Raw genomic sequence first — 25,115 nt, forward strand, 5'->3', positions numbered from 1 at the left:
GCTATGGGCGATCAGCGCAGAAGGCCGCCTGCTCCATAACCCTTAAGATTAGCTTTCTTCATCAGCGACTCATACTGATGCGACATCAGGTGCGACTGGATCTGGGACATAGTGTCCATGACCACAACCACCACAATCAGCAGCGAAGTACCGCCGAGGTAGAAAGGCACATTAGCCGAAACCACCAGGAATTGTGGCAGCAGACACACTGCTGTCATATAAATCGCACCAACCATGGTAAGACGGGTCAGCACACCATCAATGTAGCGGGCTGAATGCTCACCGGGACGAATACCGGGAATAAAGGCGCCGGACTTCTTCAGATTATCTGCCACATCCTTCGGATTGAAGACCAGGGCAGTATAGAAGAAACAGAAGAAGACGATACCGGCCGAGAACAGGATGATGTTCAGCGGTTGGCCAGGACCTAACGCAAGAGCAACATCCTGAAGCCAGTCCCAACCTTCTCCCTGACCAAACCACTGTGCAATCGACGCCGGGAACAGCAGAATGCTTGAGGCAAAGATGGCCGGGATAACACCCGCCATATTCACTTTCAGCGGCAAGTGGCTGCTCTGAGCAGCATAGACTTTACGCCCCTGCTGCCGTTTGGCGTAATTAACCGTGATTCGGCGCTGGCCGCGCTCGACGAATACCACACCGGCAATGATGGCGATGGCAAGAATACCAATCATCAGCAGAGCCAGGATATTGATATCGCCTTGACGCGCAGACTCAAACGACTGCCCGATCGCGCCGGGCAATCCGGCGACAATACCTGCAAAAATCAGAATCGATATACCGTTACCAATGCCACGCTCAGTGACCTGTTCACCGAGCCACATCATGAACACGGCGCCAGTCACAAACGTAGTAACAGCAACAAAGTAAAACCCGATATCAGTGGAGAACGAAACTCCCTGATTCGCCAGGCCGACCGTCATACCAGTACCCTGAATAAGCGCCAGGAGTACGGTACCGTAGCGGGTGTACTGACTGATTTTACGACGTCCGCTTTCACCTTCCTTTTTCAGCTGCTCCAACTGGGGGCTAACCACTGTCATCAGCTGCATGATAATCGATGCAGAGATGTAGGGCATGATCCCCAGGGCCAGAACTGACATCCGCTCCAGCGCACCGCCGGAGAACATGTTGAAGAGACTGAGAATAGTCCCCTCATTCTGACTGAACAACTGAGCCAGCCGTTCCGGGTTAATACCGGGAACGGGGATATGAGCCCCGATCCGGTAAACCAGAATTGCCAGCAGAACAAACAGGACGCGAGATTTCAGCTCGCTTAACCCACCCTGATTTCCGACAGGTAATGTCTTAGCCATTTAGTCCTCGACTTTCCCACCAGCTGCTTCAATAGCGGCACGGGCACCCTTGGTGACACCCAGTCCCTTGATGGTGACAGCTTTGTTAAGCTCACCAGACAGGATCACCTTGGCACGCAGAATGCCAGAAGTAATCAGGTTGGCGGCCTTCAGGGCTGCCAGATCGATTACATCCGCTTCTACAGAAGCCAGCTCAGCAATGCGGATTTCCGCAGTCTGACGCGCCATGCGGGAAGTGAAACCGTACTTCGGCAAACGGCGCTGCAGAGGCTGCTGACCGCCTTCGAAACCGGGCTTCACAGAACCACCGGAGCGGGACTTCTGACCTTTGTGACCACGGCCACCGGTCTTGCCCAGGCCACTACCGATGCCGCGACCGACACGCTTGCCGGATTTACGGCTGCCTTCAGCCGGAGACAGAGAATTCAGATGCATTTTATTCTCCTTCCACGCGAACCAGGTAGTTAACCTTGTTGATCATGCCACGAACAGCTGGAGTATCTTCTACTTCAACAGTGTGATTGATGCGACGGAGACCCAGACCACGAACGCAGGCCTTATGGCTTTCCAGACGGCCGTTTGTGCTCTTGACGAGGGTCACTTTGATTTGTTTCTCAGCCATGACTACCTCACAGGATCTCTTCAAGCGTCTTGCCACGCTTGGCAGCCACATCTTCCGGAGAACGCATGTCACGCAGACCTTTGTAGGTCGCCTGAACCACGTTCACAGGATTAGTGGAGCCGTAGCACTTGGCCAGAACGTTTTGCACACCAGCGACTTCCAGAACGGCACGCATTGCACCGCCGGCGATAACACCAGTACCTTCAGAGGCGGGCTGCATGAAGATCTTGGACGCACCGTGACGAGCCTTGGCCGGATACTGAATGGTAGAACCATTCAGATCAACCTGGATCATGTTCCGGCGAGCCGCTTCCATAGCTTTCTGGATAGCAACAGGCACTTCACGCGCCTTGCCGCGACCGAAGCCTACCTTACCTTTGCCATCGCCGACAACAGTCAGGGCGGTAAAACCGAAAATACGGCCACCCTTGACTACCTTGGCAACGCGGTTCACCTGAACCAGCTTTTCGATAAGGCCTTCGTCGTTGTTTTTACGATCGTCTTTTGCCATGACTCCCACCCTTTAGAATTCCAGTCCGCTTTCACGGGCTGCGTCGGCAAGAGCCTTGACACGACCGTGATACTTGAAGCCGGAGCGGTCAAAAGCCACTTTGGAGATACCGGCCGCTTTGGCGCGCTCAGCGATGAGTGCACCGACTTTCTTCGCAGCTTCGATATTACCAGTCGCTTCACCACGCAGCTCTTTCTCTACAGTGGAAGCCGCTGCCATCACCTGCTCGCCATTAGGTGCAATCACCTGGGCATAGATGTGGCGAGGAGTACGGGTCACAGTCAGGCGATTAACCCTGAGCTCCCGCATCTTCATCCGCGCGCGGCGAGCGCGGCGCAGACGGGCAATTTTCTTGTCGCTCATGATGTCACCCTACCTTACTTTTTCTTGGCCTCTTTGCGACGGACACGTTCGTCAGTATAACGAACACCCTTACCCTTGTAGGGCTCAGGACGTCTGAAGTCGCGAATTTCAGCGGCCACCTGACCAACCAGTTGCTTGTCGATACCCTTGATAACGATATCAGTCTGGCTGGGCGTTTCAGCAGTGACACCTTCCGGCAGAGCATAGACAACCGGGTGAGAGAAACCGAGGGACAGATTCAGAGTCTTACCCTGAAGCTGCGCACGATAACCAACACCTACCAGCTTCAGGCTCTTAGTAAAGCCTGCGCTGACACCAGCTACCATATTATTCACCAGAGCCCGGGTGGTACCGGACATGGCACGGGACAGCTTGCTGCCGTCACGGGCCTCGAAGATCAGGACATTTTCTTCCTGCTTAACTTCGACAGCCATATGGATATCCAGATCCAACTGACCCATACCACCTTTGATAGCGATATGCTGACCAGCCAGCTTAACTTCTACACCAGCAGGGATTTCAACTGGGCTCTTTGCTACACGAGACATATCAGCCCTCCCTTAGAATACGGTGCAGAGCACTTCACCACCAACACCCGCAGCACGGGCGGCGCGATCAGTCATCACGCCCTTGTTAGTGGATACGATAGCGATACCCAGGCCGCCGTTAACTTTCGGCAGCGCGCCGGTGGCCGCGTAATTACGCAGACCAGGACGACTTACACGCTTGAGCTCTTCGATTACAGGCTTGCCTTCGAAGTACTTCAGATCAATGTTGAGCTGAGACTTGGCTTCACCTTCGACTTTGAAGTCTTCGATGAAACCTTCGTCCTTCAGTACTTTTGCAACGGCAGCTTTAATTTTGGAAGCTGGCATGCTGACAGACGCATGTTCTGCCATTTGGGCATTACGGATTCGAGTTAGCATGTCAGCTAACGGGTCCTGCATACTCATTCTTGCACTCTCCTAGATCAGCGCGCTTACCAGCTGGCCTTAGTCAGGCCAGGAACATCACCACGCATGGCTGCTTCACGCAGCTTGATGCGACTCAGGCCAAACTTACGCAGGAAAGCGTGAGGACGACCGGTCTGACGGCAACGGTTGCGCAGACGCGCAGGACTTGCGTCACGTGGCAGTTTCTGCAGAGCAACCTGTGCTTCCCAACGCTCCTCTTCACTCAGATTCACGTTGACAGCAGCAGCCTTGAGCTCGGCGCGCTTTTTAGCATATTTCGCGACTGTCTGCTGACGCTTCAGTTCGCGCTGCTTCATGGATGTTTTAGCCATAAGCGTAGCTTCCTCTCGTCTTTATTAACTAGCCGCGGAACGGGAAGTTGAACGCTTTAAGCAGCGCACGTCCTTCCTCGTCAGTCTTGGCAGTAGTTGTGAAAGTGATATCCATACCACGGAGAGTATCGATTTTGTCGTAATCGATTTCCGGGAAGATAATCTGCTCTTTCACACCCATGCTGTAGTTACCGCGACCGTCAAAAGACTTGCCATTCACGCCACGGAAGTCGCGGACACGAGGAAGAGCAATGTCAACCAGACGCTGCAGGAACTCATACATGCGATCGCTACGCAGAGTTACCTTGACGCCGATTGGCCAGCCTTCACGAATCTTGAAACCGGCAACGGAATTGCGGGCACGAGTCACAACGGGCTTCTGGCCAGCGATCTTTTCCATATCCGCCAGAGCGTGCTCGATGATTTTCTTGTCACCGACCGCTTCACCCACACCCATATTCAGGGTGATCTTAGTGAGGCGCGGCACCTCGCTCACGTTGTTCAAACCCAGCTCTTTTTGCAGCTCAGGTACGATCTTTTCTCGGTAAACTTTTCGAAGTTCAGCCATCTTACCTGACCTCACGCATCAACCGGATTGCCATTAGACTTGAACACGCGCTGCTTCTTACCTTCTTCAGAGAAGGAGAAGCCGACACGGTCAGCCTTCTGGGTCTCGGAGTTCCAGATAGCAACGTTGGAAGCCTGAATAGCCGCTTCCTTTTCAACGATGCCGCCAGGCTGGCCCAACATGGGATTGGGCTTTTGGTGCTTCTTGACCATATTGACGCCTGAAACAATCAGACGACCATCAGTGGCCACTTTCAGCACCTTGCCGCGCTTGCCTTTATCTCTGCCAGCAATTACGACAACTTCATCATCACGACGGATTTTTTTCACAGCAGCCTCCTTACAGCACTTCGGGTGCAAGTGAGATAATCTTCATGAACTGCTCACCGCGCAGCTCGCGAGTCACGGGCCCGAAGATACGGGTACCGATCGGCTGCTGGTTAGCGTTCAGAAGAACCGCTGCGTTACCGTCGAAACGGATCAGGGATCCGTCGGGACGACGAACGCCCTTTCTGGTACGAACGACCACGGCATTCATTACCTGGCCCTTCTTTACCTTGCCACGTGGGATGGCTTCTTTCACGGTGACCTTAATAATGTCACCGATTCCGGCATAACGACGGTGGGAGCCGCCCAGTACTTTAATGCACTGAACACGACGGGCACCGCTATTATCCGCTACGTCGAGTACTGTCTCGGTCTGAATCATTACCTTCTCCTCAAACTGCAGACCCAAAGCCGGCCCTGAAGGCCGGTATAGCCTTAGATTTGAGTCGCACGCTCAACAATGGAAACCAGCTCAAAAGACTTAGTCTTTGACTGAGGACGAGTTTCCTTGATAGTGACGACATCACCCATACGGCAATCGTTACTTTCATCGTGCGCGTGCAGCTTAGTAGACCGCTTTACGATTTTACCGTAGAGCGGATGCTTTACACGGCGCTCAATGAGGACAGTGATGGTCTTGTCCATCTTGTCACTCACGACCTTACCGGTCAGAGTGCGGACTTTCTTGTCTTCGGCCATCTTATTCACCTGCCTTCTCATTCAGGACCGTTTTAACGCGGGCAATATCCCGCTTGGTCTGCTTCAGCAGATGAGTCTGCTTCAGCTGACCAGTTGCCTTCTGCATGCGATAGTTGAACTGATCGCGCAGCAGGGTGAGCAGCTCAGCGTTGAGCTCCTCGGCAGATTTTCCACGCAATTCTGCAGCCTTCATTACATCATTCCCCGCTTGACGAAGGAGGTTTGAACCGGCAGCTTAGCAGCAGCCAGGGCAAATGCCTCACGCGCCAGCTCTTCGGATACACCTTCCATCTCATACAGGACACGACCAGGTTGGATCTGGCATACCCAGTATTCGACGGCGCCTTTACCTTTACCCATACGAACCTCGAGAGGCTTCTTACTGATGGGCTTGTCAGGGAAGATGCGAATCCAGATTTTACCAGCACGCTTAACGTGACGAGTCATCGCACGACGAGCTGCTTCAATCTGACGAGCCGTTATACGGCCACGGCCAGTTGCCTTCAATGCGTATTCGCCGAAGCTAACCTTGGAGCCACGCTGAGCCAGACCGCGGTTACGGCCCTTCTGCATCTTGCGGAACTTAGTACGCTTAGGTTGGAGCATCGTTATTACTCCTTACTTCTTTGCCGGCTTGCGACGCGGACGCCGAGCGGGTTTCTTCTGTTCTTTTTCCTCTTCATGGACGCCGCCGATGACTTCGCCCTTGAAGATCCAGACCTTGATACCGATCACACCGTAAGTGGTGTGCGCCTCAAACGCAGCATAATCGATATCGGCACGCAGGGTGTGCAGAGGCACACGACCTTCGCGGTACCACTCGGTCCGTGCGATTTCAGCACCGCCAAGACGGCCGGAAATCTGAACACGAATACCCTTGGCGCCCAGACGCATGGTGTTCTGTACCGCACGCTTCATAGCGCGACGGAACATGACACGACGCTCCAGCTGGCCGGCAATACCTTGCGCTACCAGCTGAGCATCCAGCTCAGGCTTGCGTACTTCTTCGATGTTGATGTGCACAGGCACATTCATCATCTTGTTCAGTTCCTTACGCAGACGCTCAACGTCTTCACCCTTCTTGCCAATCACGATACCGGGACGGGCAGTGTGGATAGTGACGCGTGCGCTTTGTGCAGGGCGCTGAATATCGATACGGCTAACAGACGCGTTCTTCAGCTTCTTCTGCAGGTACTCACGCACCTTCAGATCAGCGATCAGGTTGTCTGCATAAGCGCTGCCTTCGGCATACCACACAGAGGTGTGGTTCTTAACGATGCCCAGGCGAATTCCCGTTGGATGTACTTTCTGACCCATCTGATTACACCTCAGCAACCTTGACAGTGATATGGCAAGTCCGCTTCAGAATGCGATCAGCACGGCCTTTCGCCCGAGGCTTGATGCGCTTCATGGTCATGCCTTCGTTAACGTAGGCGCCGGATACCTTCAGCTCGTCGATATCCATGCCATCGTTGTGTTCCGCATTGGCGATTGCGGATTCCAGAACCTTCTTGACCAGAACAGCAGCTTTCTTGTTGCTGTAGGTCAGGATGTCCAGCGCTTCAGCCACCCCTTTGCCGCGAACAAGGTCAACGACCAAGCGAGCTTTCTGGGCAGAAATGCGAGCGCCTTTGTGCATAGCAGCTACTTCTTTCATCTCTTATCCCTTCTTAACGCTTCTTGGCCTTCTTGTCCGCTACGTGACCACGATAGGTACGCGTTGCGGCAAATTCACCCAGCTTGTGGCCAACCATTTCTTCGGACACATAGACGGGTACGTGCTGACGACCATTATGAACAGCCAGGGTCAGACCAACCATTTGCGGAATAATCATGGAACGGCGCGACCAGGTCTTGATCGGGCGCTTGTTTCCAGACTCTACCGCGTCCTCCACCTTCTTCAGCAGGTGCAGGTCAATAAAAGGACCTTTTTTAAGTGAACGTGGCACTGTCGTATCCTCTATCTCTCAATTACTTGCGGCGACGGACAATGAACTTGTCAGTACGCTTGTTCGAGCGAGTCTTCCGACCCTTGGTGGGCACACCCCACGGAGTAACCGGATGACGACCACCGGAGGTACGACCTTCACCACCACCATGCGGGTGATCAACCGGGTTCATGGCAACACCACGAACGGTCGGACGAACACCACGCCAGCGCTTGGCACCAGCCTTACCCAGTGAGCGCAGGCTATGCTCGCTGTTGGAGACCTCACCGAGAGTCGCACGACAGTCAGCCAGCACCTTACGCATTTCGCCGGAGCGCAGACGCAGGGTCACATAAGCACCGTCACGGGCAACCAGCTGAGCAGAAGTACCGGCGGAACGCATCATCTGCGCACCCTTGCCAGGCTTCAATTCAACACAGTGAATGACAGAGCCCAGAGGGATATTACGCAGAGGCAGAGTGTTACCTGCCTTGATCGGCGCATCCACACCGGAAAACAGCTTGTCACCAGCCTTCACACCCTTGGGAGCGATAATATAGCGGCGCTCACCGTCCAGGTACTTCAGCAGGGCAATATTTGCCGTACGGTTCGGATCGTATTCCAGGCGCTCAACAGTCGCAGGAATACCATCTTTGTTACGACGGAAGTCGATCACACGGTAGTGTTGCTTATGACCACCACCCTTGTGACGGGTCGTGATACGACCGTTATTGTTACGACCACCGGTCTTGCTTTTCTTCTCTAACAGCGCAGCGAAGGGTTTCCCCTTGTGCAGGTCAGGGTTAACAACCTTGACTACAAAGCGGCGCCCGGGAGAAGTGGGTTTACACTTAACAACAGCCATCTGTCGATCTCCTCTTACTCAGCGTCCGCGAAGTCAATTTCCTGACCCGCTTCCAGAGCAACGTACGCTTTTTTCCAATCTGAACGCTTGCCCAGACCACGCATGGTGCGCTTGGTCTTGCCCTTCACATTTACAGTGCGGACAGACTTGACCTTGACTTCAAACAGCTGCTCAACAGCCTTTTTGATTTCAAGCTTTACAGCGTCTTTTGCCACTTTGAAGACGTATTGATTACGCTCTTCAGCGACTACCGAAGCCTTCTCGGAAATGTGAGGCCCAAGCAGCACCTTCAACAGACGTTCCTGGTTCATCCCAGCATCTCCTCGAACTTCTTCACGGCTGCCACGGTCATGACGACTTTGTCATGAGCAACCAGGCTGACCGGATCCACACCCTGCACGTCGCGAACATCGACGTAAGGAATGTTGCGCGCAGACAAATACAGGTTTGCATCAATTTCTTCAGATACAAACAGTGCATTATTGGTTTCCAGCTCTTTCAGCTTGGCAACCATCTGCTTGGTCTTCGGCGCTTCCAGCTTCAGGCTTTCAACGATAACCAGACGCTCCTGGCGAACCAATTCAGACAGAATGGAACGCAGTGCACCACGGTACATCTTGCGGTTCAGCTTCTGGGAATGATCCTGAGGACGAGCCGCAAAAGTAGCACCACCCCCGCGCCAGATTGGGCTACGGATAGTACCAGCACGTGCACGACCAGTACCCTTTTGGCGCCAAGGCTTACGACCACCGCCGCTTACATCGCTGCGAGTCTTCTGCTGCTTGGTGCCCTGACGGCCGCCAGCCAGAAAAGCCACAACCGCCTGATGAATCAGTGATTCATTGAATTCGGCACCGAAGGTTGCATCAGAAACCTGCAGAGCGCCTGAACCCATTACATTCAGATCCATACTTCAAATCCCCTCAGGCTGCGGAGCCAGCTTTGACAGCAGGCTTGATAACAACATCAGCACCAGTAGCACCCGGCACCGCACCCTTGATGAGCAGAAGGTTACGCTCTTCGTCGACACGAACGATTTCCAGCGACTGAACAGTCACACGCTCATCGCCCATATGACCAGCCATCTTCTTACCCTTGAACACACGTCCGGGAGTCTGACACTGACCAATGGAACCAGGCGCACGGTGAGACAGAGAGTTACCGTGAGTAGCGTCCTGAGTACGGAAGTTCCAGCGCTTAACAACACCCTGGAAACCCTTACCCTTGGAGCGACCGGTAACATCAACCTTCTGACCTGCTTCAAACATGGAAACTGGCAGAACGTCACCGACTTTCAGCTCGGATTCTTCAGAAGTACGGAACTCAACCAGCACGGAACCGGCTTCAACGCCAGCCTTGGCGTAGTGACCAGCTTCTGGCTTAGTGAGACGAGATGCTTTCTTGGCACCAGCCGCAACCTGAATAGCGCTGTAACCGTCAACATCGACAGTACGCACCTGGGCAATACGGTTAGGACCAACTTCAACGACAGTAACCGGCAAAGAAGCACCATCTTCGGTGAAAATACGGGTCATCCCGCACTTCTTGCCGATCAGGCCGAGGCGCGGCTTCTTGCCGTCAGCTTGATTTGACATGATTTACCTCATTTCGTGTACGGGGCTATCACCCGCTATGGCCGCCCATCTCAGAGCGTTACACACGACGAGACACGCAGAACGCGCTCTCGCCAGACAATTAGCCGAGGCTAATTTGAACTTCAACGCCCGCAGCAAGATCCAGCTTCATCAGAGCATCAACGGTTTTTTCAGTTGGCTCGACGATATCCAGCATGCGCTTGTGAGTACGAATTTCGTACTGGTCACGGGCATCCTTGTTGACGTGCGGAGAAATCAGCACGGTGAAGCGTTCCTTGCGAGTAGGCAGGGGGATGGGACCTCGAACCTGAGCACCAGTGCGCTTGGCAGTTTCCACGATTTCCTGTGTGGACTGGTCGATCAGGCGATGATCAAAAGCCTTGAGTCGAATTCGGATTTGTTGAGCTTTAGGCTGCTGACTCATCTTCATGACCTAATAATATTTAAAGAACAAAGTCCGCCCCATCATTGGTGGGCAGACAGCAAAGAAAGCGGGATTCTACGCGGCGTCAATATTACTGTCAATATTTTATACAGTAAAAGCCCCGAACCTAAGCCCGGGGCCATTTTATTTACAGCAGCAAAATCAGATCAGATCGGTATTAAGCGATGATCTTGGCAACAACACCGGCGCCAACAGTACGGCCACCTTCACGAATCGCGAAGCGCAGACCTTCTTCCATGGCGATAGGAGCGATCAGAGTCACAGTCATCTGAACGTTGTCGCCAGGCATAACCATTTCAACGCCTTCCGGCAGTTCACAGGAACCGGTCACGTCAGTGGTACGGAAGTAGAACTGAGGACGGTAACCCTTGAAGAACGGAGTATGACGACCACCTTCGTCCTTGGACAGAACATAAATTTCTGACGTGAACTGGGTGTGAGGAGTGATGGAACCGGGCTTCGCCAGAACCTGACCACGCTCTACGTCTTCACGCTTGGTGCCACGCAGCAGTGCACCAACATTCTCACCGGCACGACCTTCGTCCAGCAGCTTGCGGAACATTTCTACGCCGGTAACGGTGGTCTTGACGGTGTCCTTGATACCGACGATTTCGATCTCTTCACCAACCTTGACGATACCACGCTCAACACGACCGGTAACAACGGTACCACGGCCAGCGATGGAGAATACGTCTTCGATCGGCATCAGGAAAGGCTGATCGATCGCACGCTCAGGCTCAGGAATGTATTCGTCCAGAGTTTCTACCAGCTTCTTAACAGCAGTAGTACCCATTTCGTTGGTGTCATCGCCGTTCAGAGCCATCAGGGCAGAACCGATGATGATCGGAGTGTCGTCACCTGGGAACTCGTAAGTGTCCAGCAGCTCACGAACTTCCATTTCTACCAGTTCCAGCAGCTCTTCATCATCAACCATGTCAGCCTTGTTCAGGAAGACAACGATGTAAGGAACACCGACCTGACGAGACAGCAGGATGTGCTCACGAGTCTGCGGCATGGGGCCGTCAGCAGCGGAACATACCAGGATAGCGCCGTCCATCTGAGCAGCACCGGTAATCATGTTCTTGACGTAGTCAGCGTGCCCTGGGCAGTCAACGTGCGCGTAGTGACGAATCGGAGAATCGTATTCTACGTGAGCAGTAGAGATGGTGATACCACGCTCACGCTCTTCAGGTGCGTTATCGATCTGGTCGAAAGCTTTCATTTCGCCACCCCAGACTTCCGCACATACGCGAGTCAGGGCTGCAGTCAGAGTGGTTTTACCATGGTCAACGTGACCAATAGTGCCGACGTTTACGTGCGGCTTGTTACGTTCAAACTTTGCCTTTGCCATTTTGACTTACCTTATCTGGACAATAAATTACAGTTAACCTTGGTTATTCTTGATCACCGCTTCCGCGATGCTCGCAGGTGTTTCGGCATACTCGGAGAATTCCATGGTGTATGTCGCACGACCCTGAGTAGCAGAACGCAGATCTGTGGCATAACCGAACATCTCAGCCAGAGGCACCTGAGCACGGATAACCTTGCCGGAAGTACTGTCTTCCATACCCTGTACAAGACCGCGACGACGGTTCAGGTCACCCATAACATCACCCATGTAATCTTCGGGTGTGACAACCTCAACAGCCATCATCGGCTCCATCAGGACAGGCTGAGCCTGAGGGGCATACTTCTTCAGGGCCTGAGATGCGGCGATTTTAAACGCCATCTCGTTGGAGTCAACCTCGTGGAAGGATCCGTCATACAGACGCGCCTTCAGGCCAAGCAGCGGATAGCCGGCGATAACGCCGTTCTGCATCTGCTCCTCGATACCCTTCTGAACCGCAGGAATGTATTCCTTAGGAATCGCACCCCCAACGATTTCGTTGACAAATACCAGACCCTCTTCACCCTCATCAGCCGGGGCGAACTCAACAACAACGTGACCATACTGACCACGACCACCAGACTGCTTGGCAAACTTGTGGTTGGCAGTAACACTGGCCTTGAGCTTTTCACGGTAAGACACCTGAGGCTTACCGATATTTGCTTCAACCTTGAACTCACGACGCATACGATCAACGAGTACGTCAAGGTGCAGCTCACCCATGCCGGAGATGATGGTCTGACCAGTCTCTTCGTCAGTCTTGACGCGGAAAGACGGATCTTCCTGAGCCAGCTTGCCCAGAGCAATACCCATCTTCTCCTGGTCAGCCTTGGATTTCGGCTCAACAGCGACAGAGATTACCGGCTCAGGGAACTCCATGCGCTCCAGAACGATCGGATGATCTGGATCACACAGGGTCTCACCCGTGGTCACGTCCTTCATACCGATTAGAGCAACGATATCACCCGCCAGGGCCTCTTTGATCTCTTCACGGTTGTTGGCGTGCATCTGCACCATACGACCGATACGCTCTTTCTTCATCTTGACGGAGTTAATAACCGACTGACCAGAAGCAGCAACACCGGAGTACACACGGGCAAATGTCAGAGTACCAACGAACGGATCGGTAGCAATCTTGAATGCCAGCGCAGAGAAGGGAGCCTTATCATCAGCAATACGCTGTTCCATGATGTGGTTGCCTTCAGCGTCTTCGCCGACGGAACCCTCAATGGCCTTAACTTCCAACGGAGAAGGCATATATTCGATAACAGCGTCAAGAACGGCCTGAACACCCTTGTTCTTGAATGCAGAACCACCGAATACAGGAATGATCTCATTAGCCAGGGTCCGCGCACGGATACCCGCCTTGATCTCCGCCTCGGAAAGCTCGCCGCCTTCCAGGTACTTTTCCATCATCTCTTCGGTAGCTTCAGCAGCCGCTTCAACCAGGAACTCGTGCATTTCCTGGCAGATATCTTCCATATCCGCAGGAATGTCACCGTACTGGAAGCTCGTGCCCTGGTCTTCTTCATTCCACAGAATGGACTTCATCTTGACCAGATCGACAACGCCCTTGAATTCGTCTTCTGCACCGATAGTCATCTGCATCGGTACCGCGTTAGCGCCCAGGCGCTCACGCAGCTGACGAACCACCATGCCGTAATCAGCACCGGTACGGTCCATCTTGTTGACGAATACCATGCGCGGTACTTCGTACTTGTTCGCCTGACGCCATACCGTTTCAGTCTGAGGCTGAACACCGGAGGAGCCACACAGAACAACAACAGCACCATCCAGAACACGCAGGGAACGCTCTACTTCGATCGTGAAGTCAACGTGCCCAGGCGTATCAATAATGTTGACACGATGCTCATCAAACTGAGCATCCATACCACGCCAGAAACAGGTGGTAGCAGCAGAAGTAATGGTAATACCACGCTCCTGCTCCTGCTCCATCCAGTCCATGGTAGCAGCACCGTCGTGTACTTCACCGATCTTATGGCTCAGACCGGTGTAGAACAGGACCCGCTCAGTAGTAGTGGTCTTACCCGCGTCTACGTGGGCGCAGATACCAATGTTACGGTATCGGCTAATCGGGGTTTTACGAGCCACGACACAATCCTCTGTATTATCTTAGAAACGGTAGTGGGAGAACGCCTTGTTAGCTTCTGCCATACGATGCACGTCTTCACGCTTCTTGACCGCAGCACCCTTATTGTCCGCTGCGTCAGCCAGCTCACCTGCCAGACGCAGGTCCATGGATTTCTCACCACGCTTACGTGCAGCGTCTACCAGCCAGCGCATGGCCAGTGCAGAACGACGCGCAGGACGAACTTCTACGGGTACCTGATAGGTAGCACCACCAACACGGCGGGACTTAACCTCGACCATAGGCGCAACAGATTCCAGAGCGGCTTCGAACACCTCGAGAGGGTCCTTATTAGTACGCTCCTGGATCTTTTCCAACGCACCGTACACGATACGCTCGGCGACAGATTTCTTGCCGCTGACCATCACGTGGTTAATGAATTTGGTCAGTACCTTGTTACCGAACTTCGGATCCGGCAACACATCGCGTTTCGCTACGACTCTTCTTCTAGGCATTGATAAGTCCTCAAACTTGGTCTTCAGGTTGTTTCGAGATCAGGCTTCGACTCGACCTTACTCTTATCAACCAGATACTCTGATTAATAGATAAAACTATGACAACTGTTCAGGCAATTAATTCCCCTGAACAGAAAAGCCTCAGGACTTGGGCTTCTTGGTGCCGTACTTGGAACGGCCCTGCTTACGATCGTTAACACCCTGGGTGTCCAGCGTACCGCGGACGGTGTGGTAACGAACACCAGGCAAGTCTTTTACACGACCGCCACGGATCAGAACAACGCTGTGTTCCTGCAGATTGTGACCTTCACCACCGATATAGGAAGTCACCTCAAAGCCGTTGGTCAGGCGCACACGGCACACCTTACGCAGGGCCGAGTTAGGCTTCTTAGGGGTAGTGGTGTAAACACGGGTGCAAACGCCACGGCGTTGCGGGCAGCTCTGCAGAGCAGGCACGTCGGTCTTTTTGACCTTGCGCTTGCGCGGCTTGCGAACCAACTGGTTAATGGTTGCCATTTAAGCAATTTCTCCGAAGTTTCTAAGTACAAAGAGGTTACGACGCCCAGAGGATTAAGCATCGCGACCCGAGCCTGACCAGCAGATACTGGCCAGACACTGGTTTTCACAAAAGGTTTTGTGGAAACCGGCGCCCAAAGGCAGCCTTGACAAGAGACAAAGGCGGGGCACACTAAAAGGCACCGGATTTTAAATAGGCCAGCGGCCTGCGTCAAGGAATGTGACAGACTTTCAGATCAGGGGAAACGCCGAGAAATACGCAAACATGCCACCACTCACCCGAGACAACTACGGATTGACTACCACAAACAATGGACAAACTACGCCTTTATAGCACCTTCAACCTGATTTTTCTGTTTTTTATAATGCAAAACCTGTACTCACCTGCAGCTTATGCCTCAGGAGTTGGAAAGTATGAATCCTGGTATCAGGATGTCTGGTGCGAAGGCTATGACGGCCGAACTGAAGTTAAACAGAATGACGGGACGCGTGTTGACTGTCTGACCAGCAAACATGCCATCGAAATGGAGTTCGCCCGGAAATGGCGTGAAGCCATTGGCCAATCGCTTCACTACGCCCTTAAAACCGGCCGCAACGCAGGTATTGTATTGATTCTGCAGAAGCCATCAGATGAGCATTACTGGAATAGTCTTGAAGCAGTTATTGAGCAATACAAACTGCCTATTACACTCTGGCGCCTTGGTCCATGACTCACGGCGTACAACCTACATCCGACCCTCTCACGATACGTGTTCTGCCTATGGCATTAATGCTTATACCTTTAGCAAAGGCATGATCAGTATCATCAGCCACACAATAGCGTATCGTATTCTGGCTACCCCCATTGGTTACACCACGAGGCCCATACGATAACCTGGTGATATCTCGCGACCACTCAATGGATAGATCTTCAATATTTGTAACACGCGCACGAAGCATTTCTTCGCCAGCCGTTGCCAGCAAAAAACCATCATTATCCTGATCAGTAAACAGCTGCCAGCCACCGTTCCACATAGATTTGGGGGCAGTGGTATCTCTTGCCCCATTCTCCCTTATCGTTACCCACATATTACGACTGAGAGCCTCAGAACGCGCATATGCCAAGGCACTCCTTAAGGAAGCCACCTCTGCATCAACACGATTTTTAAGCACCCAGTCAGAAATAGCAGGCCCAGCTGCCGCCACCAGTATAATCACAATACCCATACTGACCAGTAGCTCCACCATCGTAAAACCGGCAGATCTTCTCGAGAAATCCCTTCTCATCCCTGAATACCTGAAAGCTATTCCATTGCCTATTTAATTCACTCTAGCAACTGGATCGGCCGAGACTGACAGGTATCTGCTGTTTATGTTACATCACATGAATCTACAGATTTTTAATTAAAAATATGCATAAAAAACGGAGCCATATGGCTCCGCTATCTCAATCGACTAACCAAGGGCTTACTGATTAAGCAAACCCTTGCTCAGTATTATCAGGCATCACCCGAGTTCAAGGCTTCAGACAGCGCCTGCTCTACTTCAGAAGCAGAAACCGTAGGTGTCACAAACTCGACAGGTTCCATCCTCTCTCTGCGATCCTTGTGGTAGGTTAGACCAGTTCCCGCCGGAATCAGTCGACCGACCACCACGTTCTCTTTCAGACCGCGCAGGTAATCACGCTTACCAGTCACTGCCGCCTCAGTCAGCACCCGTGTAGTTTCCTGGAAGGAAGCCGCAGAGATGAACGACTCAGTCGCCAGAGAGGCCTTGGTGATACCCAGCAGGACACGCTCGAACTTAGCCGGGAACTTATCTTCACCGCTGAGCGTATCATTAACCTCAAGCACCCTATTGTACTCCATCTGCTCACCGCGAATCAGGTCAGAATCACCGGCATCGGAGACTTCAACCTTACGCAGCATCTGGCGCAGAATCGTTTCAATGTGCTTGTCGTTAATCTTGACGCCCTGCAGGCGGTAAACGTCCTGGATTTCGTTGACAATATACTTCGCCAGCTCACCCACGCCCAGCAGTCTTAAAACGTCGTGCGGGTTGGTCGGACCATCAGAAACAACTTCACCCTTGGTAACCTGCTCACCCTCGAACACGTTCAGGTGACGCCACTTCGGAATCAGCTCCTCGTACGGATCACTACCGTCAGTCGGGGTGATCACCAAGCGCTTCTTACCCTTGGTTTCCTTACCAAAGCCAATGGTTCCCGAAATTTCTGCCAAGATAGCAGGCTCTTTCGGTTTACGGGCTTCGAACAGGTCAGCAACCCGTGGCAGACCACCGGTGATATCCCGGTTACCACTGGACTGCTGCGGAATACGGGCAAGAATGTCACCCACTTCCACATTCACGCCATCTTTCAGACTCAGCAACGAGTTAGCCGGCAGGAAGTACTGGGCCGGGATGTTGGTGTTTGCCATCATCAGCTCATTGCCATTCTCATCAACCAGCTGGATTGCGGGACGCAAATCCTTACCGGCAGACGGACGATCCTTCGGATCCATAACCTCGATATTGGATAGACCGGTAATTTCATCCGTCTGTTTCTTGATGGTAATACCATCTTCCATACCGAAGAATTTCACCTTACCGGCAACTTCTGTCACGATCGGGTGCGTATGCGGGTCCCACTTGGCAACAATGGCACCGGCTACAACGGCATCGCCATCCTTGACAGACAGCACCGCACCGTAAGGCAGCTTGTAACGCTCACGCTCACGACCGAACTTATCAGCCACTGCCAGCTGGCCGGAACGGCTCACCGCGACCAGGTTGCCATTTGTCCGCTCAACGAACTTCAGGTTCTGGAGACGGACGGTACCTTCGCTCTTGACAGTAATATTATCCTGCGCAGCGTTCCGCGATGCCGCACCACCGATGTGGAAGGTCCGCATCGTCAGCTGGGTACCCGGCTCACCGATGGACTGCGCTGCGATAACACCGACAGCCTCACCCACGTTAACCAGGTGACCACGACCCAAGTCACGACCGTAGCAGTTTGAGCACACACCATAACGGGTTTCACAGGAAATGGAGGAACGAACCAGAACTTCATCAACGTTCAGCTCTTCCAGCTTGCGAACCCACTGCTCATCAATCAAGGTGCCAGCACTGACAGCGATATCATCTGAGCCAGGCGTGTAGACATCTTCCGCCACCACACGGCCCAGAATACGCTCACCCAGCGGCTCAACAACGTCACCACCTTCAATGTGAGGCGTCATCAGAATGCCGCGACTGGTTCCGCAATCATGCTCTGTAACTACCAGATCCTGGGCTACATCGACCAGACGACGAGTCAGGTAACCGGAGTTGGCGGTCTTCAATGCCGTATCCGCCAGACCCTTACGAGCACCGTGGGTCGAGATGAAGTACTGCAGTACGTTCAGACCTTCACGGAAGTTCGCAGTGATCGGCGTTTCGATGATTGAGCCATCCGGCTTCGCCATCAGACCCCGCATACCGGCCAACTGACGAATCTGTGCCGCACTACCCCGGGCACCGGAGTCAGCCATCATATAGACGCTGTTAAAGGATTCCTGGTCTACCTCTTTGCCTTCACGGTCAATAACCTTGTCGGTCTTGAGGTTTTCCATCATCCGCTTGGCCAGCACTTCGTTGGCACGGGACCAGATATCGATAACCTTGTTGTACTTCTCGCCCTGGGTTACCAGACCGGAAGCAAACTGATTTTCAATTTCGCGCACTTCATTGTGGGCTGCATCGATAATACTGACTTTCTCATCAGGGATAACAAAGTCGTTAACACCGATAGAGGCGCCGGAAACGGTCGCATACTGGAAGCCCAGATACATCATCTGGTCAGCAAAGATAACCGTCTCTTTCAGACCGACACGACGGTAGCAGGCATTCAGCAATCCAGAGATGGAGCGCTTCTTCATCGCCTGGTTGACCAGTTCGAACGGCAGGCCATCGGGTACGATGTCCCACAGCAGCACACGACCGACTGTGGTATCAGCGATAAAGCGACGAGACTCTAGCTCACCTTGTGCATTCTTGAGCGATTCGGAAACACGAACCTTTACCTTCGCATGCAGATCAGCCGCACCGACACGGTAAGCCCGCAGGGCTTCCTTGATATCGGCAAACATCATGCCTTCACCCTTCGCATTGATGCGATCACGGGTGATGTAGTAGAGACCCAGTACCACGTCCTGCGAAGGAACGATGATCGGCTCACCACTGGCAGGCGCCAGAATGTTGTTGGTGGACATCATCAACGCACGCGCTTCCAGCTGGGCTTCCAGCGTCAGCGGTACGTGAACAGCCATCTGGTCACCGTCAAAGTCGGCGTTGTAGGCAGCACAGACCAACGGGTGCAGCTGGATAGCCTTGCCTTCAATCAGTACCGGCTCGAATGCCTGAATACCCAGACGGTGCAGAGTCGGTGCACGGTTCAGCAGGACCGGATGCTCACGGATGACCTCATCCAGGATATCCCATACGACCGGCTCTTCCCGCTCCACCATCTTCTTGGCGGCCTTGATGGTCGTCGCCAGTCCACGGTGCTCCAGCTTGCCAAAGATAAACGGCTTGAACAGCTCAAGCGCCATCTTCTTGGGCAGACCACACTGATGCAGACGCAGGGACGGACCCACGGTAATAACAGAACGACCGGAGTAGTCAACCCGCTTACCCAGCAGGTTCTGACGGAAGCGACCCTGCTTACCCTTGATCATATCTGCCAGGGACTTCAGGGGACGCTTGTTGGAACCGGTAATCGCACGACCACGGCGACCGTTATCCAGCAGCGCATCCACAGACTCCTGCAGCATCCGTTTTTCGTTGCGGACGATGATGTCAGGCGCGTTCAGCTCCAGCAGGCGCTTCAGACGGTTGTTCCGGTTGATCACCCGACGATACAGATCGTTCAGGTCGGAAGTTGCGAAACGACCACCATCCAACGGCACCAGCGGACGCAGATCCGGCGGAAGCACCGGCAACACCTTCATGATCATCCACTCCGGACGGTTACCGGAGTTGTAGAAGGCTTCCAGCAGCTTCAGACGCTTGGCCAGCTTCTTCAGCTTGGTTTCGCTGTTGGTCTGCGGAATCTCTTCGCGCAGCTGTCCGATTTCATCTTCAAGATCGATGTCGTTCAGCAACGCCTGAACCGCTTCAGCCCCCATACGGGCGTCGAAGTCATCACCAAACTCTTCAAGCGATTCGTAATATTCTTCGTCGTTCAGCAGCTGACCACGATCCAGCGTGGTCATACCTGGATCAATAACGACGTAAGATTCAAAATACAGAACCCGTTCGATATCACGCAGAGTCATGTCCAGCAACAGACCGATCCGGCTGGGCAGTGACTTCAGGAACCAGATGTGGGCAACCGGGCTGGCCAGTTCGATGTGACCCATACGGTCGCGACGCACCTTGGACAGCGCAACTTCAACGCCACACTTCTCACAGATAACGCCACGGTGCTTCAGGCGCTTGTACTTACCGCACAGGCACTCATAGTCCTTGACTGGGCCAAAGATCTTGGCGCAGAAAAGACCGTCACGCTCAGGTTTGAACGTACGGTAGTTAATGGTTTCCGGCTTTTTTACTTCACCGTAAGACCAGGAACGGACCAGTTCCGGAGAGGCCAGTGAAATTCGAATGGCATCAAACTCGTCCGACTGTCCCTGGGTTTTTAGCAGATTCAATAAGTCTTTCATCGCTTCTCCTCGCGGAAGCGGACGGGCCAATGGCCCGCCGCTGTTAACCCCTTAGCCTGATTATTCAGTTTCGAGCTCGATATCGATGCCCAGTGAACGAATTTCCTTAACCAGAACATTAAAGGACTCTGGCATACCCGCTTCCATCCGGTGATCGCCATCAACAATATTTTTGTACATCTTGGTACGGCCGGCGACGTCATCAGACTTAACGGTAAGCATTTCCTGCAGCGTATACGCCGCACCATAAGCTTCCAGTGCCCACACTTCCATCTCACCGAAGCGCTGACCACCAAACTGCGCTTTACCACCCAGCGGCTGCTGAGTTACCAGCGAGTAAGAACCAGTAGAACGAGCGTGCATCTTGTCATCAACCAGGTGGTTCAGCTTGAGCATGTACATGTAACCAACGGTTACGGAACGCTCAAACTGGTTACCGGTACGACCGTCAAACAGCGTGCACTGTCCACTATCATTCAGGTCAGCAAGACGCAGCAGATCCTTGATCTCGGATTCCTTGGCACCGTCGAATACGGCCGTTGCCATTGGAACACCACCACGCAGGTTACGGGCCAGCTCCATGATCTCCTGATCAGAGAAGCTGTCCAGGTCAACCTTCGCAGCACGACCCGCCACACCGTTGTATACCTGATCCAGGAACTTACGGATATCAGCCACTGCCTGCTGCGCTTCGATCATGCGATTGATCTTGACGCCCAGTCCCTTGGCCGCTGCACCCAGGTGAGTTTCCAGTACCTGACCAACGTTCATCCGCGACGGTACACCCAGCGGGTTCAGGACGATATCAACCGGGTTACCGTTCTCATCATACGGCATGTCTTCTACCGGCATGATGATGGAGATAACACCCTTGTTACCGTGACGACCCGCCATCTTGTCACCCGGCTGGATGCGACGCTTGATGGCCAGATAGACCTTGACGATCTTCAGGACGCCAGGCGCCATATCATCACTGGTCTGCAGCTTTTTCTTCTTGTCTTCGAAACGCTCATCCAGCTGTGCACGCAGCTCAGTCAACTGCTTGCGGGCATTATCCAGCTGCTCGTTCAGAGACTCATCTGCCATCACCAGCTTGAACCACTGGTCGTGCTCCAGACCGTTCAGGTATTCGTCAGAGATGCTGTCACCCTTGGACAGGGCCGGACCACGATCCGCCTTCTGACCAACAAGCGCATTGCGCAGACGGGCAAAGGTATCGAATTCAACGATACGGAACTCTTCGTTCAGATCCTTACGGATTTCGTCGAGCTGCTCTTTCTCAATAGACAGCGCACGCGCATCCTTCTCCACACCATCACGGGTGAAGACCTGTACGTCGATGACGGTACCTTTCACACTGGTGGGAACACGCAGTGAGGTATCCTTAACGTCAGACGCCTTTTCACCGAAGATGGCACGCAGCAGTTTTTCTTCCGGTGTCAGCTGGGTTTCACCCTTTGGTGTCACCTTACCAACCAGGATGTCGCCTGCTTCAACCTCTGCACCCACATAAACAATACCGGCTTCATCCAGCTTGTTCAGGGCTGACTCACCAACGTTGGGGATATCTGCAGTAATTTCTTCAGAACCCAGCTTGGTATCACGAGCCACACAGGTGAGCTCCTGAATATGAATCGTGGTGAAACGGTCTTCCTGTACAACCCGCTCAGACACCAGGATGGAGTCCTCAAAGTTGTAACCATTCCAGGGCATGAACGCGACACGCATGTTCTGACCCAAGGCCAGCTCACCGATATCCACAGAAGGACCATCTGCCAGGATATCGTTACGCGCAATCACATCCCCTTTCTTGACCAGGGAACGCTGATTGATACAAGTGTTCTGGTTAGAACGGGTGTACTTGGTCAGGGCGTAGATATCAACACCCGCCTCGCCCGCCAACAGCTCTGATTCTTCAACACGAATAACAATTCGGGATGCATCAACACTGTCAACCACACCGCCCCGCTTGGCGACGACACAGACACCCGAGTCACGAGCAACGTTACGCTCCATGCCAGTACCTACCAGCGGCTTATCAGCACGCAGGGTTGGAACGGCCTGACGCTGCATGTTCGATCCCATCAGGGCTCGGTTAGCATCATCGTGCTCAAGGAAAGGAATCAGAGAGGCTGCCACGGATACCACCTGACGCGGTGACACATCCATGTAGTTAACCTGCTCCGGCCCCATCAGGGTAAATTCGTTGCGATAGCGGACGTTAACCAGCTCTTCGCTCAGGCGATTATTGTCGTCGAGTACGGCACTGGCCTGTGCAATAACGAACTCACCTTCTTCAATCGCAGACAGGTATTCGATTTGCTCGGTCACCTGACCATCTACGACCTTGCGGTACGGAGACTCAAGGAAACCGTAGTCGTTAGTGCGGGCATAAGTTGCCAGCGAGTTGATCAGACCGATGTTCGGACCTTCAGGGGTCTCGATAGGACATACACGACCGTAGTGGGTCGGATGTACGTCTCGAACCTCAAAGCCGGCACGCTCACGGGTCAGACCACCCGGACCCAATGCAGAAACACGACGCTTGTGCGTGATCTCGGACAGCGGGTTGTTCTGGTCCATGAACTGGGACAGTTGGCTGGAACCGAAGAATTCCTTGATCGCAGCGGCAACCGGCTTGGCATTGATCAGATCCTGAGGCATCAGGCCTTCACTTTCTGCCATGGACAGACGCTCACGAACAGCACGCTCGACACGTACCAGACCGACACGGAACTGATTCTCTGCCATCTCACCGACAGAACGGACGCGACGGTTACCCAGGTGATCGATGTCATCACAGATACCGTGACCATTACGGATATCAACCAGGGTACGCATAACGTCAATGATGTCCTGGTTATCCAGCACACCGGAACCTTCATCACTTTCACGCGCCATACGGCGGTTGAACTTCATACGACCGACTGCGGACAGGTCATAGCGCTCAGCGGTAAAGAACAGATTCTGGAACAGCTGCTCGGCAGCTTCCTTGGTCGGCGGCTCACCGGGACGCATCATCCGGTAAATCTCTACCAGCGCTTCGATGCGGTTGGTGGTGGTATCAGCTCTCAGCGTGTCGGAGACGTAGGAACCACAATCCAACTCGTTGGTGTAGATAACCTCAACGTCCTTAACAGAAGCTGTCAGGAACTTCTCATACAGCTCAAGCGTAATCTCGGTATTACATTCCGCAATGATCTCACCGGTCGTCTTGTGAATGACCGGCTTGGCCAACATCTTACCCAACAGGTACTCGACCGGTGCCTCAATCTCTTTGATATTGGCTTTCTGCAGCTGGCGGATATGACGCGCAGTGACACGGCGACCCATTTCAACAATAACGTTGCCATCGTGATCCTTGATATCGAAGCTGGCGGCTTCACCGCGCAGACGCTCGGGGATCAGTTCGAAAGAAATGCCATTACTGGAGATCTTGTAGAAGTTTGTCTCAAAGAATGCACCCAGAATCTGCTCAGAGGTAAAGTCCAGCGCACGCAGCAAGATCGTCGCAGGCAGCTTCCGGCGACGGTCGATACGGACGAAAAGCAGATCCTTGGGATCGAATTCGAAGTCCAGCCATGAGCCACGGTAAGGAATGACCCGGGCAGAGTACAGCAGCTTGCCGGAAGAATGCGTCTTACCACGGTCGTGGTCGAAGAACACACCGGGGGAACGATGCAGCTGGGAAACAATAACACGCTCGGTACCATTAATTACAAAGGTACCGTTTTCAGTCATGAGCGGAATTTCGCCCATGTAGACTTCCTGTTCCTTGATGTCCTTGATCGCCTTGTTGGCGCTTTCCTTGTCATAAATAATCAGGCGAACCTTTACACGCAGGGGGACTGCGTAAGTGATTCCGCGCAACTGGCATTCCTTGACATCAAAAGCAGGCGTGCCCAGACGGTAGCCAACATATTCCAGGGCTGCATTGCCGGAATAGCTGACAATCGGAAAGACGGACTTGAAAGCCGCGTGCAAACCGATATCATCTCTCGCTTCAGTACCTTTGCCTGACTGCAAGAGTTTTTGATAGGAATCCAGCTGAATTGCCAGCAAATACGGCACATCCATGACGTGCGGCAATTTACCGAAGTCCTTGCGGATACGTTTTTTCTCTGTATACGAGTAAGCCATCAGCATTCCCCAGCTAGGTCACCTGCGGTTGTGTCGTTGATCACCGGCCTCGGAGTCACGACAGCCCTTGAGGGCGGGTAGCCTCTCTTATTGTCACCGTTTGGTGATAACCATCCTTCTACAAACCATAACGTTCTATCAAGCCGAATCATACGGGCATAAAAGTTATAGCTCATACAACGGAAAAAGGCCGGTGCCCTTGGACACCAGCCATTCGGCCTATTATGCAACAAGCCTGAA

General features: G+C 53.2%; 30 protein-coding genes. 1 reads left to right on the plus strand and 29 read right to left on the minus strand.

What is annotated here, in order from left to right; translation table 11 throughout:
• Nucleotides 1-11: 11 nt before the first annotated feature.
• The 26 genes from secY to rpsL form a co-directional block, all read right to left on the minus strand.
• Nucleotides 12-1,337: a preprotein translocase subunit SecY gene (secY, locus tag KHS78_RS13660; protein WP_211829030.1), complete on the minus strand. Its 1,326-nt coding sequence runs from the start codon at nt 1,335-1,337 to the stop codon at nt 12-14.
• Nucleotides 1,338-1,772 carry a 50S ribosomal protein L15 gene (gene rplO / locus KHS78_RS13665; RefSeq protein ID WP_211829031.1) on the minus strand — a complete coding sequence of 145 codons (435 nt, stop codon included), beginning with the start codon at nt 1,770-1,772 and terminating at the stop codon, nt 1,338-1,340.
• Between the two features lies 1 nt (nt 1,773).
• Nucleotides 1,774-1,959 (minus strand): 50S ribosomal protein L30, encoded by a 186-nt coding sequence (gene rpmD / locus KHS78_RS13670; protein ID WP_211829032.1) that lies wholly within the window; start codon nt 1,957-1,959, stop codon nt 1,774-1,776.
• Nucleotides 1,960-1,966: 7 nt separating this feature from the next.
• The gene (gene rpsE, locus KHS78_RS13675) at nt 1,967-2,470 is read right to left on the minus strand and encodes a 30S ribosomal protein S5 (RefSeq protein WP_211829033.1); all 504 of its coding nucleotides are present in this window, start codon (nt 2,468-2,470) and stop codon (nt 1,967-1,969) included.
• Nucleotides 2,471-2,482: 12 nt separating this feature from the next.
• Nucleotides 2,483-2,833, minus strand: coding sequence for a 50S ribosomal protein L18 (gene rplR, locus KHS78_RS13680; protein ID WP_211829034.1), 351 nt, complete (start codon nt 2,831-2,833; stop codon nt 2,483-2,485).
• Between the two features lie 14 nt (nt 2,834-2,847).
• Nucleotides 2,848-3,381, minus strand: coding sequence for a 50S ribosomal protein L6 (gene rplF / locus KHS78_RS13685; RefSeq protein WP_211829035.1), 534 nt, complete (start codon nt 3,379-3,381; stop codon nt 2,848-2,850).
• 12 nt (nt 3,382-3,393) lie between these two features.
• Nucleotides 3,394-3,786, minus strand: coding sequence for a 30S ribosomal protein S8 (gene rpsH, locus KHS78_RS13690; RefSeq protein WP_211829036.1), 393 nt, complete (start codon nt 3,784-3,786; stop codon nt 3,394-3,396).
• Nucleotides 3,787-3,812: 26 nt separating this feature from the next.
• Complete coding sequence (rpsN, locus tag KHS78_RS13695; protein ID WP_211829037.1) at nt 3,813-4,118, minus strand: 30S ribosomal protein S14; 306 nt, start codon at nt 4,116-4,118, stop codon at nt 3,813-3,815.
• Between the two features lie 28 nt (nt 4,119-4,146).
• Complete coding sequence (rplE, locus tag KHS78_RS13700; RefSeq protein WP_211829038.1) at nt 4,147-4,686, minus strand: 50S ribosomal protein L5; 540 nt, start codon at nt 4,684-4,686, stop codon at nt 4,147-4,149.
• An 11-nt stretch (nt 4,687-4,697) separates the two neighbouring features.
• Nucleotides 4,698-5,015, minus strand: coding sequence for a 50S ribosomal protein L24 (gene rplX / locus KHS78_RS13705; protein WP_211829039.1), 318 nt, complete (start codon nt 5,013-5,015; stop codon nt 4,698-4,700).
• A gap of 10 nt (nt 5,016-5,025) precedes the next feature.
• Complete coding sequence (rplN, locus tag KHS78_RS13710; protein WP_211829040.1) at nt 5,026-5,394, minus strand: 50S ribosomal protein L14; 369 nt, start codon at nt 5,392-5,394, stop codon at nt 5,026-5,028.
• A gap of 53 nt (nt 5,395-5,447) precedes the next feature.
• Nucleotides 5,448-5,711 (minus strand): 30S ribosomal protein S17, encoded by a 264-nt coding sequence (gene rpsQ / locus KHS78_RS13715; protein ID WP_211829041.1) that lies wholly within the window; start codon nt 5,709-5,711, stop codon nt 5,448-5,450.
• Between the two features lies 1 nt (nt 5,712).
• Nucleotides 5,713-5,904, minus strand: a complete 192-nt coding sequence (gene rpmC, locus KHS78_RS13720) for a 50S ribosomal protein L29 (protein ID WP_211829042.1) — start codon at nt 5,902-5,904, stop codon at nt 5,713-5,715.
• Complete coding sequence (gene rplP, locus KHS78_RS13725; protein WP_211829043.1) at nt 5,904-6,317, minus strand: 50S ribosomal protein L16; 414 nt, start codon at nt 6,315-6,317, stop codon at nt 5,904-5,906. Before rplP ends, rpmC begins: the two co-directional genes overlap by 1 nt.
• A gap of 12 nt (nt 6,318-6,329) precedes the next feature.
• A complete protein-coding gene (gene rpsC, locus KHS78_RS13730) occupies nt 6,330-7,028 on the minus strand; it encodes a 30S ribosomal protein S3 (protein WP_211829044.1) in 699 nt (232 codons plus the stop codon).
• Between the two features lie 4 nt (nt 7,029-7,032).
• Nucleotides 7,033-7,368 (minus strand): 50S ribosomal protein L22, encoded by a 336-nt coding sequence (gene rplV / locus KHS78_RS13735; protein ID WP_211829045.1) that lies wholly within the window; start codon nt 7,366-7,368, stop codon nt 7,033-7,035.
• A 13-nt stretch (nt 7,369-7,381) separates the two neighbouring features.
• The gene (gene rpsS / locus KHS78_RS13740) at nt 7,382-7,660 is read right to left on the minus strand and encodes a 30S ribosomal protein S19 (RefSeq protein ID WP_211829046.1); all 279 of its coding nucleotides are present in this window, start codon (nt 7,658-7,660) and stop codon (nt 7,382-7,384) included.
• 22 nt (nt 7,661-7,682) lie between these two features.
• Nucleotides 7,683-8,504, minus strand: coding sequence for a 50S ribosomal protein L2 (rplB, locus tag KHS78_RS13745; RefSeq protein ID WP_211829047.1), 822 nt, complete (start codon nt 8,502-8,504; stop codon nt 7,683-7,685).
• 14 nt (nt 8,505-8,518) lie between these two features.
• Entirely contained in the window at nt 8,519-8,815 is a 297-nt protein-coding gene (gene rplW / locus KHS78_RS13750; protein WP_211829048.1) for a 50S ribosomal protein L23, read from the minus strand.
• Nucleotides 8,812-9,414 carry a 50S ribosomal protein L4 gene (rplD, locus tag KHS78_RS13755; protein ID WP_211829049.1) on the minus strand — a complete coding sequence of 201 codons (603 nt, stop codon included), beginning with the start codon at nt 9,412-9,414 and terminating at the stop codon, nt 8,812-8,814. The genes rplW and rplD overlap by 4 nt, the downstream gene beginning before the upstream one ends.
• Before the next feature lie 13 nt (nt 9,415-9,427).
• Nucleotides 9,428-10,099, minus strand: a complete 672-nt coding sequence (gene rplC, locus KHS78_RS13760; protein ID WP_211829050.1) for a 50S ribosomal protein L3 — start codon at nt 10,097-10,099, stop codon at nt 9,428-9,430.
• Nucleotides 10,100-10,199: 100 nt separating this feature from the next.
• Nucleotides 10,200-10,523 (minus strand): 30S ribosomal protein S10, encoded by a 324-nt coding sequence (rpsJ, locus tag KHS78_RS13765; RefSeq protein ID WP_211829051.1) that lies wholly within the window; start codon nt 10,521-10,523, stop codon nt 10,200-10,202.
• Nucleotides 10,524-10,701: 178 nt separating this feature from the next.
• Nucleotides 10,702-11,895 carry an elongation factor Tu gene (tuf, locus tag KHS78_RS13770; RefSeq protein ID WP_211829052.1) on the minus strand — a complete coding sequence of 398 codons (1,194 nt, stop codon included), beginning with the start codon at nt 11,893-11,895 and terminating at the stop codon, nt 10,702-10,704.
• A gap of 33 nt (nt 11,896-11,928) precedes the next feature.
• On the minus strand, nt 11,929-14,043 hold the full coding sequence (gene fusA, locus KHS78_RS13775) for an elongation factor G (RefSeq protein WP_211829053.1): 2,115 nt from the start codon (nt 14,041-14,043) through the stop codon (nt 11,929-11,931).
• 21 nt (nt 14,044-14,064) lie between these two features.
• A complete protein-coding gene (gene rpsG / locus KHS78_RS13780; RefSeq protein ID WP_211829054.1) occupies nt 14,065-14,535 on the minus strand; it encodes a 30S ribosomal protein S7 in 471 nt (156 codons plus the stop codon).
• 141 nt (nt 14,536-14,676) lie between these two features.
• A complete protein-coding gene (gene rpsL / locus KHS78_RS13785) occupies nt 14,677-15,051 on the minus strand; it encodes a 30S ribosomal protein S12 (RefSeq protein WP_211829055.1) in 375 nt (124 codons plus the stop codon).
• 365 nt (nt 15,052-15,416) lie between these two features.
• Here rpsL and KHS78_RS13790 point away from each other — a divergent pair, with 365 nt between their 5' ends.
• Nucleotides 15,417-15,761 carry a hypothetical protein gene (locus KHS78_RS13790; protein WP_211829056.1) on the plus strand — a complete coding sequence of 115 codons (345 nt, stop codon included), beginning with the start codon at nt 15,417-15,419 and terminating at the stop codon, nt 15,759-15,761.
• A 1-nt stretch (nt 15,762) separates the two neighbouring features.
• Here the strand turns inward: KHS78_RS13790 and KHS78_RS13795 are convergent, their stop codons facing one another.
• From KHS78_RS13795 to rpoB, 3 genes are all read right to left on the minus strand, one after another.
• Complete coding sequence (locus KHS78_RS13795) at nt 15,763-16,317, minus strand: GspH/FimT family pseudopilin (protein ID WP_211829074.1); 555 nt, start codon at nt 16,315-16,317, stop codon at nt 15,763-15,765.
• A 212-nt stretch (nt 16,318-16,529) separates the two neighbouring features.
• Complete coding sequence (gene rpoC / locus KHS78_RS13800) at nt 16,530-20,735, minus strand: DNA-directed RNA polymerase subunit beta' (protein WP_211829057.1); 4,206 nt, start codon at nt 20,733-20,735, stop codon at nt 16,530-16,532.
• Between the two features lie 60 nt (nt 20,736-20,795).
• Entirely contained in the window at nt 20,796-24,875 is a 4,080-nt protein-coding gene (gene rpoB / locus KHS78_RS13805) for a DNA-directed RNA polymerase subunit beta (protein ID WP_211829058.1), read from the minus strand.
• Nucleotides 24,876-25,115: the final 240 nt, after the last annotated feature.

Origin of the sequence: Kistimonas asteriae (genome assembly GCF_018263925.1) — a bacterium.
GTDB classification, from domain to species: domain Bacteria; phylum Pseudomonadota; class Gammaproteobacteria; order Pseudomonadales; family Endozoicomonadaceae; genus Kistimonas; species Kistimonas asteriae.

Excerpts from the sequence above, each read along its gene's own strand:
- secY (WP_211829030.1), bottom strand. The coding sequence starts at position 1,337 with ATGGCTAAGACATTACCTGTCGGAAATCAGGGTGGGTTAAGCGAGCTG.
- rplO (WP_211829031.1), bottom strand. The coding sequence starts at position 1,772 with ATGCATCTGAATTCTCTGTCTCCGGCTGAAGGCAGCCGTAAATCCGGC.
- rpmD (WP_211829032.1), bottom strand. The coding sequence starts at position 1,959 with ATGGCTGAGAAACAAATCAAAGTGACCCTCGTCAAGAGCACAAACGGC.
- rpsE (WP_211829033.1), bottom strand. The coding sequence starts at position 2,470 with ATGGCAAAAGACGATCGTAAAAACAACGACGAAGGCCTTATCGAAAAG.
- rplR (WP_211829034.1), bottom strand. The coding sequence starts at position 2,833 with ATGAGCGACAAGAAAATTGCCCGTCTGCGCCGCGCTCGCCGCGCGCGG.
- rplF (WP_211829035.1), bottom strand. The coding sequence starts at position 3,381 with ATGTCTCGTGTAGCAAAGAGCCCAGTTGAAATCCCTGCTGGTGTAGAA.
- rpsH (WP_211829036.1), bottom strand. The coding sequence starts at position 3,786 with ATGAGTATGCAGGACCCGTTAGCTGACATGCTAACTCGAATCCGTAAT.
- rpsN (WP_211829037.1), bottom strand. The coding sequence starts at position 4,118 with ATGGCTAAAACATCCATGAAGCAGCGCGAACTGAAGCGTCAGCAGACA.
- rplE (WP_211829038.1), bottom strand. The coding sequence starts at position 4,686 with ATGGCTGAACTTCGAAAAGTTTACCGAGAAAAGATCGTACCTGAGCTG.
- rplN (WP_211829040.1), bottom strand. The coding sequence starts at position 5,394 with ATGATTCAGACCGAGACAGTACTCGACGTAGCGGATAATAGCGGTGCC.
- rpsQ (WP_211829041.1), bottom strand. The coding sequence starts at position 5,711 with ATGGCCGAAGACAAGAAAGTCCGCACTCTGACCGGTAAGGTCGTGAGT.
- rpmC (WP_211829042.1), bottom strand. The coding sequence starts at position 5,904 with ATGAAGGCTGCAGAATTGCGTGGAAAATCTGCCGAGGAGCTCAACGCT.
- rplP (WP_211829043.1), bottom strand. The coding sequence starts at position 6,317 with ATGCTCCAACCTAAGCGTACTAAGTTCCGCAAGATGCAGAAGGGCCGT.
- rpsC (WP_211829044.1), bottom strand. The coding sequence starts at position 7,028 with ATGGGTCAGAAAGTACATCCAACGGGAATTCGCCTGGGCATCGTTAAG.
- rplV (WP_211829045.1), bottom strand. The coding sequence starts at position 7,368 with ATGAAAGAAGTAGCTGCTATGCACAAAGGCGCTCGCATTTCTGCCCAG.
- rplB (WP_211829047.1), bottom strand. The coding sequence starts at position 8,504 with ATGGCTGTTGTTAAGTGTAAACCCACTTCTCCCGGGCGCCGCTTTGTA.
- rplW (WP_211829048.1), bottom strand. The coding sequence starts at position 8,815 with ATGAACCAGGAACGTCTGTTGAAGGTGCTGCTTGGGCCTCACATTTCC.
- rplD (WP_211829049.1), bottom strand. The coding sequence starts at position 9,414 with ATGGATCTGAATGTAATGGGTTCAGGCGCTCTGCAGGTTTCTGATGCA.
- rplC (WP_211829050.1), bottom strand. The coding sequence starts at position 10,099 with ATGTCAAATCAAGCTGACGGCAAGAAGCCGCGCCTCGGCCTGATCGGC.
- rpsJ (WP_211829051.1), bottom strand. The coding sequence starts at position 10,523 with ATGAGTCAGCAGCCTAAAGCTCAACAAATCCGAATTCGACTCAAGGCT.
- tuf (WP_211829052.1), bottom strand. The coding sequence starts at position 11,895 with ATGGCAAAGGCAAAGTTTGAACGTAACAAGCCGCACGTAAACGTCGGC.
- rpsG (WP_211829054.1), bottom strand. The coding sequence starts at position 14,535 with ATGCCTAGAAGAAGAGTCGTAGCGAAACGCGATGTGTTGCCGGATCCG.
- rpsL (WP_211829055.1), bottom strand. The coding sequence starts at position 15,051 with ATGGCAACCATTAACCAGTTGGTTCGCAAGCCGCGCAAGCGCAAGGTC.
- KHS78_RS13790 (WP_211829056.1), top strand. The coding sequence starts at position 15,417 with ATGCAAAACCTGTACTCACCTGCAGCTTATGCCTCAGGAGTTGGAAAG.
- KHS78_RS13795 (WP_211829074.1), bottom strand. The coding sequence starts at position 16,317 with ATGAGAAGGGATTTCTCGAGAAGATCTGCCGGTTTTACGATGGTGGAG.
- rpoC (WP_211829057.1), bottom strand. The coding sequence starts at position 20,735 with ATGAAAGACTTATTGAATCTGCTAAAAACCCAGGGACAGTCGGACGAG.
- rpoB (WP_211829058.1), bottom strand. The coding sequence starts at position 24,875 with ATGGCTTACTCGTATACAGAGAAAAAACGTATCCGCAAGGACTTCGGT.